General features: G+C 33.4%; 10 protein-coding genes. 4 read left to right on the top strand and 6 right to left on the bottom strand.

Translation table 11 applies throughout. The features are described 5' to 3' along the window. Positions 1-56 precede the first annotated feature (56 nt). From rny to GWR14_RS03235, 3 genes are all read right to left on the bottom strand, one after another. Entirely contained in the window at positions 57-1,616 is a 1,560-nt protein-coding gene (gene rny, locus GWR14_RS03245; RefSeq protein ID WP_163407621.1) for a ribonuclease Y, read from the bottom strand. Between the two features lie 209 nt (positions 1,617-1,825). After that, positions 1,826-2,119, bottom strand: coding sequence for a cell division protein ZapA (locus GWR14_RS03240; protein WP_163407620.1), 294 nt, complete (start codon positions 2,117-2,119; stop codon positions 1,826-1,828). A gap of 5 nt (positions 2,120-2,124) precedes the next feature. After that, positions 2,125-2,415, bottom strand: coding sequence for a hypothetical protein (locus GWR14_RS03235; protein ID WP_163407619.1), 291 nt, complete (start codon positions 2,413-2,415; stop codon positions 2,125-2,127). 178 nt (positions 2,416-2,593) lie between these two features. Here GWR14_RS03235 and GWR14_RS03230 point away from each other — a divergent pair, with 178 nt between their 5' ends. Genes GWR14_RS03230 through GWR14_RS03215 form a run of 4 tightly spaced genes read left to right on the top strand, consistent with a single transcriptional unit; the run spans position 2,594 to position 8,156 of the window. Continuing rightward, positions 2,594-4,288 (top strand): M23 family metallopeptidase, encoded by a 1,695-nt coding sequence (locus tag GWR14_RS03230; RefSeq protein ID WP_163407618.1) that lies wholly within the window; start codon positions 2,594-2,596, stop codon positions 4,286-4,288. A gap of 11 nt (positions 4,289-4,299) precedes the next feature. Beyond that, positions 4,300-6,768: a TonB-dependent receptor gene (locus tag GWR14_RS03225; RefSeq protein ID WP_163407617.1), complete on the top strand. Its 2,469-nt coding sequence runs from the start codon at positions 4,300-4,302 to the stop codon at positions 6,766-6,768. A gap of 44 nt (positions 6,769-6,812) precedes the next feature. Next, on the top strand, positions 6,813-7,394 hold the full coding sequence (locus tag GWR14_RS03220; protein ID WP_246236270.1) for a hypothetical protein: 582 nt from the start codon (positions 6,813-6,815) through the stop codon (positions 7,392-7,394). Positions 7,395-7,436: 42 nt separating this feature from the next. Continuing rightward, the gene (locus GWR14_RS03215; RefSeq protein WP_163407615.1) at positions 7,437-8,156 is read left to right on the top strand and encodes a CREC-EF hand family protein; all 720 of its coding nucleotides are present in this window, start codon (positions 7,437-7,439) and stop codon (positions 8,154-8,156) included. A gap of 134 nt (positions 8,157-8,290) precedes the next feature. Here GWR14_RS03215 and GWR14_RS03210 read toward each other — a convergent pair whose 3' ends face one another. From GWR14_RS03210 to GWR14_RS03200, 3 genes are all read right to left on the bottom strand, one after another. Continuing rightward, positions 8,291-8,992, bottom strand: coding sequence for a hypothetical protein (locus GWR14_RS03210; protein WP_163407614.1), 702 nt, complete (start codon positions 8,990-8,992; stop codon positions 8,291-8,293). Between the two features lie 128 nt (positions 8,993-9,120). Further along, positions 9,121-10,950, bottom strand: a complete 1,830-nt coding sequence (locus GWR14_RS03205) for an ABC transporter ATP-binding protein (protein WP_163407613.1) — start codon at positions 10,948-10,950, stop codon at positions 9,121-9,123. Between the two features lie 190 nt (positions 10,951-11,140). Beyond that, positions 11,141-12,868, bottom strand: coding sequence for a phospho-sugar mutase (locus GWR14_RS03200; protein WP_163407612.1), 1,728 nt, complete (start codon positions 12,866-12,868; stop codon positions 11,141-11,143). Positions 12,869-12,877: the final 9 nt, after the last annotated feature.

Genomic DNA, 12,877 nt, shown 5'->3' with positions numbered 1-12,877 from the left:
ATAAAAAAAAACTTCCCGTTACTGAGAAGTTTTTTTATGAAAATATTTTGAGAAACTTATTTAGCAATATTTACTGCTCTGGTTTCGCGGATAACGGTCACTTTTACCTGCCCCGGATAAGTCATTTCGGTTTGGATTTTTTGTGAAATTTCGAAAGACAGATTGGCTGCATTTTCATCAGAAACTTTTTCGCTCTCTACAATTACACGAAGTTCTCTACCAGCCTGAATGGCATAAGCATTTTTAACACCGCTGAATCCGTAAGCCACATCTTCCAGATCTTTCAATCGCTGAATGTATGAATCTAAAACCTGACGTCTTGCACCTGGTCTTGCACCTGAAATCGCATCACAAACCTGAATAATTGGAGATAATAATGATTTCATTTCAATTTCATCATGGTGTGCTCCAATAGCATTGCAAACTTCTTCTTTTTCACCGTATTTCTCAGCCCATTGCATACCTAATAAAGCGTGAGGTAAATCGCTTTCAGTATCCGGAACTTTACCAATATCGTGAAGCAAACCTGCTCTTTTTGCTAATTTTACATTTAAGCCTAATTCTGCAGCCATGATACCACAAAGTTTAGAAACTTCTCTGGAGTGCTGTAATAAGTTTTGTCCGTAAGAAGAACGGTATTTCATTCTACCCACAACTTTAATTAATTCTGGATGTAAACCGTGGATTCCTAAGTCGATTACAGTACGTTTTCCAACTTCGATAATTTCGTCATCAATTTGTTTAGCAGTTTTAGCAACAACTTCTTCAATTCTCGCAGGGTGAATACGTCCGTCAGTTACTAATTTGTGTAAAGACAAACGGGCAATTTCTCTACGAACCGGGTCAAAACAAGAAAGGATGATGGCTTCAGGGGTGTCGTCAACAATAATTTCTACTCCTGTTGCAGCTTCTAAAGCTCTGATGTTACGTCCCTCACGGCCAATAATTCTACCTTTTACATCATCAGATTCAATGTTGAAAACAGAAACACAGTTTTCAACCGCTTCCTCAGTTCCAACTCTTTGAATTGTATTGATAATGATTTTTTTAGCTTCTTGCTGAGCAGTAAGTTTTGCCTCTTCAATAGTTTCCTGAATTTGAGACATCGCTTTTGTTTTAGCTTCAGCCTTTAAGCCTTCAACTAATTGTTCTTTTGCTTCTTCTGCAGAAAGACCAGAAATTACTTCAAGCTGTTGTAACTGGCTTTTGTGCAGTTTGTCTACTTCAGCCTGTTTTTTGTCTAAAGATTCAATTTTGTTGTTGTATTCAGCTGTTTTAGCTTCAAATTCATCATTAACTTTTTTAGCTTTCGAAAGTTCATTCGAAACCTGAGATTCTTTATCACGTACTCTTTTTTCTACTTCAGCGACTTTTTTGTCTCTTGCCAAAATAACCTGTTCGTGTTCGGATTTTAATTCTATGAATTTTTCTTTTGCCTGAAGAATTTTATCTTTTTTAATATTTTCAGCTTCTAAATTAGCATCTTTTAAAATTGAAGCGGCTTCTTTTTTAGCGTTTTTGATTAGGTTAGAAATATTACTTTTCTCGATAATTTTAGCTATTGCAAAACCTGCTGCAATACCTACAATACCAATGATGATTGTTATGATGTCCATGTTTGTTAGGGTTTATATATAAAAAAAGCCTACATTAATTGCTTGTATAAACTCGTAAAGACAAGTTTTGAGCTAACTCACTGTTCAAGTTTCCCAGCCAAAAGGAGGGCATACTATAGTAGCGACGATTTGCTCATTCTAATTTGTTAGTGTTGAGTTTACCAAATGTGAACTAATGTAGGCAGTATCTTAGTTTATGTAAAGAACGTTTAATTTTCGAGATATTGATCTAAAAGCAAATTTAATTTTTTAATTCTTTTGATGATTTCCTGATCATCATTAGTATAATCAATTTGTTTTTGTTCTACCTGCGATGCAAATTGCAGTGCACACATAGCCAATACATCTTGTTTGTCGCGAACGGCGTAATTTTCTTCGAATTGCTTAATCATAGCATCAATTTTTTTAGAAGCGCTTCTAAGTCCTTCTTCCTGAGCAGGGTCAACCGTTAACGGATAAACCCGGTCTGCAACTGATATTTTAATTTTAAGCTTTCCGTCCATATTTACTAATCTGATAATTGTGTAATACAGTAATCAATTTCGCGAATTAATGAATTTATTTTAAGCTTTGTCTCTCTCTTGTTATTGTCGCTGCCAAGCAACGAATTGGCTATCTTAAGTGTTTCATATTGCTTCTTCAAAGCTTCAATTTCTTCAGATTGTTTCTGGATAATTTGCGCTGCTTTGTTTAATTCTAATCGTAAATCCTGATTGTTTTTTTCTAAAGCTTTTGATTTCGCAAAAAGCTTTTCGACTTTATATTCAAGAGTATCAATTATTTCAGCAATTACACTCATTATAAATCCTATTCATTACTTAATCCTACAAAGTTAGTATTCCTTTTTATTAATGCAATTTTTTATCGATTTTTTTGCATTAAAAATAAGCAAATTAATGAAATTCAGTGAATTGTATTTTTACAGTTTTATCTTCGGTTTTCCCTCCTTAATTTTTATCTTAGCAAAAATGTTACCTATGAAATTTTCTGCGTTTTTTTTATTTTTTTGCAATTTTATTTTTGCTCAGACCCAACATCCAAAGGATTATTTTCGCCCACCACTTGATATTCCGATGCAGTTATCAGGGAATTTTGGAGAATTGAGGCCTAATCATTTTCATGCCGGATTTGATTTGAAAACAAATCAAAGGGAGGGGTTAAATGTGTATGCTGTTGCAGATGGATATGTGTCCAGAATAAAAATTTCGACTTTTGGAAACGGAAAATGTATTTATATCACGCATCCCAATGGTTACACTACAGTTTACGGACATTTACAAACTGCAGTCGGACCAATTCAGGATTATATTCACAAAACACATTATAAGGAAAAGTCTTTTGAAATCGAAATGTTTCCAAAACCAGACGAACTTCCTGTAACCAAAGGTCAAATAATCGCGCTTTCGGGGAATACAGGCTCTTCTGAAGGACCGCATCTGCATTTTGAATTTCGTGATACAAAAACAGAATTTGTTATAAATCCTATGTTTTTTGGATTTGATCAGAATATAAAGGATACTAAAAAACCAACGATTTCGAGCTTATTTGTATATCCAATGGATAATACAACGGTAAATCAATCCAAACAGCCTTTATTACTTAATCTTTCGCTTCAAAAGGACGGAACTTATTTAGCAGGTAAAGTAAAAGCCAATGGACGAATAGGTTTTGGGATAAATGCTGTTGATACCGATGATGTTTCGTTTAATAAAAATGGTGTCTTTAATGTAAGTACTTTTTTAAACGGAAATCAAAATTATAATTATCAGTTTAATACGTATTCTTTTGATGAAATGCGTTTTATTAATGCTTTTATTGATTATCCGAAATATAAAAAAACGGGACAACGCGTGCAAAAGTTATTTATGAAAACTCCGTTTGCGCTGAGTATTATAAAAGCAGACTCTCTTAATGGATTAATTCCCGTTGAACCTAATTTGGCTTCAACTTACAAAATTGATGTTTCTGATTATTTTGGAAATTTATGTTCGGTTACTGTTCCTGTTGAATATGATTCGGAGGTACCGGTTATAAATGCAGAACCTGCAGCCGGGAAATATTTCATTCGATACAATAAGGACTCGAATTTTGAAAAAGATAATATGTCTGTTTTCTTTCCTGCGGGCACTTTCTATGAAGATTTTAATTTGAATTTTGATGTAAAAAACAATCGGATTTATATTCATGAAGATGTTGTTCCGGTGCATTCTAATTTTACTATTACTATAAAAGACAGTACTTATTCTGAAACTTTAAGGGATAAACTTTTTATTGGAAGAATAAGCGGAAACAATAGGAGTTATAATGCAACTACGAGAAAGGATAATATTTTTACAGCAAAGTCAAAAACATTAGGGCAATACGGTTTGGTTTTAGATACGATAGCTCCGGTTATAAAAATAGCTAAGCCAATTCAGGATAAATGGATTAGCGGTGTTAAAAACATTCAGTTTACGATAGGTGACGCATTGTCCGGAATCAAATCATACAACGGATATCTGAACGGAAACTGGATTTTGTTTGAATATGATAACAAAACTAGAAAAATAACACACAATTTTGATGATAACATAGTCGCAGAAGGAGCAAACGATTTAAAAATTGAAGTAGTTGATAATGTGGGGAATTCTGCTATCTTTGAAACACGTTTTTTTAGAAGTCAACAAAAATAAAATCTAAACCTTTGAATCATTTTAAGTTAATAATTGTTTTTCTTTTTTTATGGACTGGCTGTGCCGTTTCTGCTCAAAGTGCCCGTGTTAAAGGGTTTATTTTAGATAGTGAAAATCATCCTGTTGCAGATGTTAATATTTCGGCAGGTGATAAAACCACGAAATCTGATGCTAAAGGTCATTTTCAGATTTTTGTGCCATCAAACAAAAAAGTAGCTTTGATTTTTACGCACATTTCTTTAAAAATGATAACGCTGACAGTAAATCTGAAGCCTTATGAAACTTTTGTTTTTAATCCTGTAATGAACAATTCGGAAGAGCAAATGGGCGAGGTTTTTGTTTCTTCAAAAAATAAAAAACGGGTTCAGGGAATTACGGTTATTGATCAGTCTACTATAAAAAAAATACCCGGAGCAAATGCAGGGATAGAAAATGTGCTGAAAACATTGCCGGGGGTAAATTCGAATAACGAACTAAGTACCCAATATGCAGTTCGGGGAGGTAATTATGATGAAAATTTGGTTTATGTAAACGAAATCGAAGTGTATCGTCCGTTTTTAATTCGTTCAGGACAACAGGAAGGACTGAGTTTTACAAATACTGATTTGGTGCAGAATGTAGATTTCTCAGCCGGAGGTTTTCAGTCCAAATTTGGAGATAAATTATCTTCTGTTTTAGATATTACTTACAGAAAACCAACTCAGTTCGGAGCTGTGCTTGAAGCTAGTTTTCTTGGCGGAAGTTTAGCTATTGATGCCGTTTCTAAAAACAAAAAATGGTCCGCTGTAACAGGTGTGCGCTATCGTAATAATAGCTTGCTTGTAAACAGTCAGGATACACAAACTAATTATACACCAACATTTGCAGATATTCAGACGAATATTAATTATGATGTTTCTCAAAAATGGCAATTAAGCTTTTTAGGAAATATTTCTCAAAATAAATATTTATACCAGCCCTTAACGAGACAAACAACATTTGGGACAATTGATCAGCCAATGGCACTTGCGGTTTATTATGAAGGACAGGAAAAAGATCAGTATGATACTTATTTTGGAGCTATTAAAACAACTTATAAAGCTTCGCCAACTCTTACTTTTAAATTGATTGGGTCTTTATTTCATACTATTGAGCAGGAACATTTTGATATTTTGGCGCAATACCGTTTAGGAAATGTAGATGAAGATGGAAATATGAATCCTGATAATGTTGATTTTACAAGAGGTATCGGTACACAGCTCAATCACGCCCGAAATGATCTGGATGCTTTGATTGCAAATATCGAATTCAAAGGTTTTAAAGAATGGAAAAACAATAGCCAGTTAGAATTCGGATTGAAATTTACAAGAGAATCGATACGTGACAGAGTAGTGGAGTGGGAGGTGATTGATTCTGCCGGATTTTCGATAAATCCTCCTATTTTGGATCTCCCTAAAAATAACCAGCCATACGAACCATACACAGGGCCACTTTTGCCATACCAAAATATTCGTGCAACTAATTTTAATGATATAAACAGATTTTCAGGTTATGCTCAATGGAATAATAAAACAGAATTAGGTTCTAGTCAATTTTGGTATACTGTTGGGGCTCGTTTTCAAAGCTGGCAGGTTTCAGGGGCAGACGTAGAAGGTAAAAATCAGACTGTTTTTAGTCCGCGTGTACAATTTGCTTTAAAACCGGACTGGGATATGGATATGATTTTCAGGCTTTCAGGAGGATTGTATCATCAGCCGCCATTTTATAGGGAGCTCAGGGATATGAATGGTAATGTTGATCCGAATGTAAAGGCACAGCAATCTGTACATGTTGTTTTGAGTAATGATTATAATTTTAAAATGTGGAACCGTCCTTTTAAATGGGTCACTGAACTTTATTATAAATCACTTTCAGATGTCAATATATATTCGATTGATAATGTACGAATTCGTTATGTAGCAGATAATAATGCCAAGGCGTATGCACAAGGACTGGATTTCAGATTAAACGGAGAATTTGTTCCGGGAACAGAATCGTGGGTAAGTTTTGGTTATTTGAAAACAGAAGAAAACTACGAAAACAAAGGTTATATCGCTCGTCCAACAGACCAACGTTTAAAATTTGCAATGCTGTTTCAGGACTATATGCCTAATATTCCAAGTGTGAAAGTATATTTAAACTTAGTTTACAATACAGGATTACCTGGTGGTGCGCCGGCTTATTCAGATCCATATTTATATCAAAACAGACTGAACGATTATCGTCGTGCAGATATTGGTTTTGCAAAAGTTTTTGTCGACAGCAGTAATCAGAATTTAAAGACAGGCTGGCTGAAAAATTTTAAAGAGTTTTCATTAGGACTGGAAATATTCAATCTTTTCAATAACCAAAATGCGATCACCAATACATGGGTGCGCGATGCTTATACTAAAAATCAATACGCAGTTCCGAATTATATGACTTCAAGGGTTTTTAATATAAAACTGAATGCGAGGTTATGATCGAAAAACGTGAAAAAAGAAAGAAAATTTTTTACGTTCCGGGAATGATTTCTTTGGTTTTTATTCCGTTGTTTTGTTTGTATCATTTTCATAAGATTGAGGCTTTTAAAAATTATGAAGCTTTAGATTTTTCACTTCCAAATAAAGAAGATTTTGAAAAGTATAAAGTTTGGGATTTAAGAAAATATAAAATATTTAATTTCAATAACCAGAAATCAAAAGAAGAGCAAAAACTAAAAGAATTGCGACTTTTTATGCATGATTTAGTGAAATATTATGATACTATTAATGGGGCAAAAATTCAATTTGGTCCAAAAACAGACTATGATACTTTTGTTAATGTAATCGATATTGTTTCTGAAGAAAAAATCCCAACATGGGTTTTGTTTGGTAATAATATGTATATAATTGCTTGTGCTAGGCCAAAGAAGCGTGGATTTGTTTGTGGAACTACAGAATATTCTTTAAGAAATTCACGTTTAATGGAAGAAGAGAGTCGGAAAATAGAGCTTAATGTTTTTCAAAAATCATTTTTAAAGCAGCAATGGCTTATTCTTCTAGGATATTTAGGAATTGTTCTAATCAACATCTTTACCTTAGTAAAAATCAATAAAAACCAAAATTAGAATCAAAAAATAGTATATTTGATAATTGAATATAATTTGCAGATGAAAAAGTACCTTAAATATACAGCCTTAGCAATTGTTGTAACACTAACCAGCTGCCGGGAAGAAGTTCAAAAACCAAAAGTAAGTTACGATGTGTCAAACAAAGTAAGTGTTACAAAAGCAGATTCTACTCAAATTGAAATTGCTGATCTTCCTATTCAGATGGAAGGGACAGATTATTTAATTCATCCGGTTGGAGATTTAAGAGTTTTTGAAAAGGGAACAAAAGCGCGTTACGGATCATCAAGTGTAAATGATGTGAGTTTTACTATTTCGAATTTAGGAGAATTTGAAATTACGGGATATCTGCAAAATTTGAAATTTCAAAAAACAGATTCAGATTCTATCAGACCCTTGTCTGATAAACCGGTTTTGATTTTAACAGCTACATATTTAAAAACTGTTGCGGATAAAACCAAAAATAAAATAATGGTTTATACTTTGACAGATTCTGATACAAACAAAGACGGCAAAATTGATACAAGTGATATCAAAACTTTATATTTAAGTGATATTAGCGGAGAAAACTTCACGAAAGTTTCAGCGGATTTGCATGAGCTTGTGGACTGGAGTGTAATCGAATCTAAAAACCGTTTATATTTTAGAACAATTGAAGATACCAATCAAAACGGACAGTTTGATAAAAATGATGTACTGCATTATAATTACATAGATTTAACTTCTAAGAAATGGGAAGTGAAAAATTATAAACCAATTTAAAGTTTCAAATGCTGAGCTAAGATTTTGGATGACAAAAGCCCTTTAAAATTGTTTTAATTTTAAAGGGCTTTTGTTATTTATGACAAGATTGAGAATTGCTGAAGAAAAACTTAGAATCTTAGCAGCTTAAAAAACTAAATCAAAATATCACTTTCCAAATCTGATTTTTCTATTTCAAATCCAAAACCAAGACGCTCAACCAATTCAATTATTAGTTTCTTATACCAGTTTTCTGATTTGGGATGGATATATATTTTTTCAATTAACTCATTGATGTCAACATTGATTTTTAATCCTTCATTCAGTTTTAAAGTGCTTTGGGAAGTGTCTGTAATAATGCGGACTTCGCGTTCGTATTGAAAGCTTTTTCTTTTAAATAAGAAGGGGAAGAAGGAGTCGTCAAAGGGAATGTATTCTTTTTTGTAGTCGATATAATTTACCTCACCGATATACTGATCAAAATTTTGCTCAGGATTTACCGCTTTTTGCAATCTTCCGATAGTGGACTGTATGGCCAATCCTTCGCTGTTTTGTGTGAAAATCTGCCACATTGCAAACGATTCGTATTCGTTGATATGCCAGCTGCTGACTGCTACTTTTTCCCGATGTGTTTTGTAATAATTTAAAAACTCAGGATTGTCAATAGCGAGTTTTTTAATTTCTTCGAAAGTTGGTTCGCTAAAGGTGCCTTCGTACTGATCTTCAAATTTATCAGAGCGGGACATAAATAATTTTTTCGAAAGCAGTAAATCAAGAAATTTAGATAAATCAAGATATTTCCAAACGACAGTATCAGGATCGTCAGGCAGTTTTATGTTTGGGTTGTTAAGATACATTTTGAGAGAATTAAATGATTTATTCTTACTAACCTAAAGTTATAAAAATAAACACAGATTAAAGAAATTAAACTTAGTTTTAATGTTTCCTTAATCTGTGTAAAATAATATTAATGTTGTGATGAATCTTAAGATTCGAAAGACTGCATCGTCACCAGTTTGTTATAAGTGCCGTTGTGTGCAATTAATTCTTCGTGAGTTCCTTGTTCTACAATTCGTCCTTTTTGCATTACAACAATCACGTCTGCTTTTTGGATTGTAGAAAGTCGGTGAGCAATAACAATTGAAGTTCTGTTTTGCATCATATTTTCAAGTGCCACCTGAACAAATTTTTCGCTTTCGGTATCAAGAGCTGATGTTGCTTCGTCCAAAATCATAATTGGAGGGTTTTTTAATACCGCTCTCGCAATAGACAAACGCTGTTTTTGGCCTCCGGATAATTTATTTCCGCTATCGCCAATATTGGTATAAATGCCTAAAGGCAATTCTTTTACAAATTCATAAGCATTAGCAATTTTCAAAGCTTCTATGATTTCATCATCTGTAGCATTTAGTTTTCCTAGAGAAATATTAGCTTTTATAGTATCATTAAATAAAATACTATCCTGAGTAACTAATCCCATAAGACTTCTAAGAGACTGCAGGTTCATGTCTTTGATGTTTACTCCATCAATAGAAATTGAGCCCTCATTCACATCATAAAAACGGGTTAGCAGGTTTGCAATAGTACTTTTTCCGCTTCCTGATTGTCCTACCAAAGCAACAGTCTGGCCTTTTTTAATTTGAAGTGAAAAATCCTTTAGGACGGTTTCGTTTTCGTATTTGAAATTGATATTCTGAATTTCGATATTATTGTCAAAGCCTGTTTTTTCTAATGCTTTTTCTTTAGAAGTGATAGTGTTTTCCTGTTCTAAAATTTCCAATACACGGTCAGCAGCGGCATTTCCTCTTTTTACAGCATATGATGCTTTTGAAATTGATTTTGCAGGTGTAAGGATATTATAAGCTAGTCCCATATAAGCAATGAATGATGCTCCGTCCAGGGTTTTTTCAATTAAAACCATCTGACCTCCGTACCATAACAAAATGGTAATAACCATGATTCCCATAAATTCACTTGCGGGAGAAGCTAAGTTTTGACGATGTCCAATACTATTTGATAACTTAAAAAAACGTTCTGTTGAATTCTGAAACACGGTATTGAAATAATTTTCAGAATTATACCCCTTTACAACTTTTAATCCTCCAATAGTTTCTTCAATAGTAGATAAAAAGGTACCCTGTTCCTGTTGGGCTTTACTGGATTTCTTTTTAAGTTTTTTTCCGATTAAAGAAATGATATATCCTGAAATGGGAATGAAGACAAAAACAAATAAAGTTAGTTTAGCGCTAAGAATTAACATAGCGATTATAGTAAAGATAATGGTTAGAGGTTCTTTTACAATAAGTTCTAAAATGGCCAAAAAAGAATTCTGAACTTCATTTACATCTGCGGAAATTCTCGAAATAACATCTCCTTTTCGTTTTTCAGAAAAAAAAGCCAAAGGTAATTCTAGTGTTTTTTTATACATCGCATTTCGCATATCTTTCAAAACACCATTTCGTAAATAAGTAACAAAAAACATTGCCAGATAATCAGCCAGGTTTTTTAATAGAAAGATAGAAATTATGATGGCTACCATAACTGAAAGTACAAAACCCGGATTATTTTGGTCTGTATTGGTGGTGATGTAATAACTTAAGTAGTTTTCTCCATATTCTTTTATGTGCGCTATTCCTTCATATGTAGGCATGATGGTATTTCTTTTCGTTTTGTCAAATAAAACCTGAATCATTGGAATCAATGCCATGAACGATAGGGTGCTGAAAAGTGCATACAAAACATTAAAAAAGATGTTTAAGAAGGCATATTTTTTATAAGGAGATATAAAAGGTAGTATTTTTTTGAAATTACTCATTTATTTTTTTGATATTGATTTTTTTATCGCACAAAATTAATCGAATTAGGGAGGTTTCAATTTCTTTTTGCTTTTTTTTATAAAAAAGCTCTGATTTGTATTGAGAAATATAAATCAGAGCTTAAATGTATAAGATTACCAATTGTGATATTGTGTGTATAAATTGGATTTACTTAAGAAGGAACTTTTATTAATTCAATTGCATGTCTGCAATGATATTCTGTATTTTTTGGTCTAAGAATTTTTCAGCCTCATCAAAATCCAAAACTGATTCAATTTCAGCATTTACGCTGATATAGAATTTAATCTTTGGTTCTGTTCCGCTTGGTCTGGCACAAATTTTAGAGCCGTCTTCAGTATAATAAATCAATACATTTGATTTTGGCATATCCATCACAGATTCTTCGCTTGTCAGTAAATTCAAAGCAACAGACGACTGATAATCTTCTACCATGATAACTCTTTGTCCGTTAATTTCTTTCAATGGATTTTCTCTTAGATTAATCATCATCTGATTAATTTCTTCCAGACCTTCAATTCCTTTTTTAGTTAAAGAAACCAAATATTCCTTATAGAAGCCATTTTCTACATAAAGCTGTAAAAGTTCTTTATATACAGAACTTCCTGCAGCTTTTGCCTGAGCAGCAACTTCGCAGATTAATAAGGTTGCAGCAACAGCATCTTTATCTCGAACAGCATCGCCAACCATGAAACCAAAACTTTCTTCGCCACCTCCAATAAATTGAAGGTCAGGAAAATCTTTAATCATTTTGGCAATCCATTTAAAACCTGTCAGACCAACTTTGCATTCAACGCCATAGCTGGTTGCCAGTTCCATAATCATCGGAGTCGAAACAATAGTAGAGCCAACAAATTGTTTCCCATTAATTTTACCTGCTTTTTTCCATTGTTTTAAAAGGAAAGAAGTCATTAAAACCATGGTCTGATTTCCGTTAAGTAAAATCATTTTACCATCGTTATTACGAACAGCAACACCCAAACGATCACAATCAGGATCTGTTCCTACTACGATATCAGAATTTGTTTTGTCTGCCAAAGCTAAAGCCATAGTCAGTGCTTCCGGTTCTTCAGGGTTTGGAGATTTAACTGTAGGGAAATTTCCATCAGGAATAGCCTGTTCCGGTACAATGTGAACATTTTTATAGCCAGCTTCAGATAAAGTGTCAGGTACAGATTTTATAGAAGTTCCGTGTAACGAAGTGAAAACAATATGTAGATTGTCTTTGGCTTCAGCCGGAGTATTGAAACTTGCGTTTTCGATAGATGATTTTACGAAAGCCTTGTCAATTTCGGTATCAATATACTGAATCAGACTTTCATTTGCATTGAATTTGATTTTATCGTAATTTAAACTTTCAATTACGTTGATAATAGCAGTATCTTCAGGAGGAACAATCTGGCCTCCGTCTTGCCAGTATACTTTATAGCCATTGTATTCCGGTGGATTGTGAGAAGCAGTCAATACAATTCCGCATTGACATCCTAAATATTTAAGTGCAAATGATAATTCAGGTGTTGGGCGCAAATCTGAAAACAAATACACCTGAATCCCGTTTGCTGAAAAAACGTCAGCAACTACTTTTGCAAGAGTATTACTGTTATGACGGCAGTCGTAAGCAATAACAACTTTTATAGGTTGGTTCGGAAAAACTTCATGCAGATAATCAGAAAGTCCCTGAGTGTTTTTTCCAAGTGTATATTTGTTGATGCGATTGTTTCCAATTCCCATAACACCGCGCATTCCCCCAGTTCCAAATTCCAGATTTTTATAAAAACTTTCTTTCAGTTCTTTTGGAGATGTTGTCATTAATTCTTTAACAGCAGCTTGTGTCTCTTTATCAAATGTAGGTGTAAGCCATTCGTTTACGGCGTCTAAAATATTAGGAGCTATATTCATAATAAATGT

Source organism: Flavobacterium ajazii (assembly GCF_010614725.1).
In the GTDB taxonomy this organism is placed as follows: Bacteria; Bacteroidota; Bacteroidia; order Flavobacteriales; family Flavobacteriaceae; genus Flavobacterium; species Flavobacterium ajazii.
The sequence above is the reverse complement of the archived record's forward strand: the minus strand, read 5'-3'. Positions and strand labels throughout refer to the sequence as shown.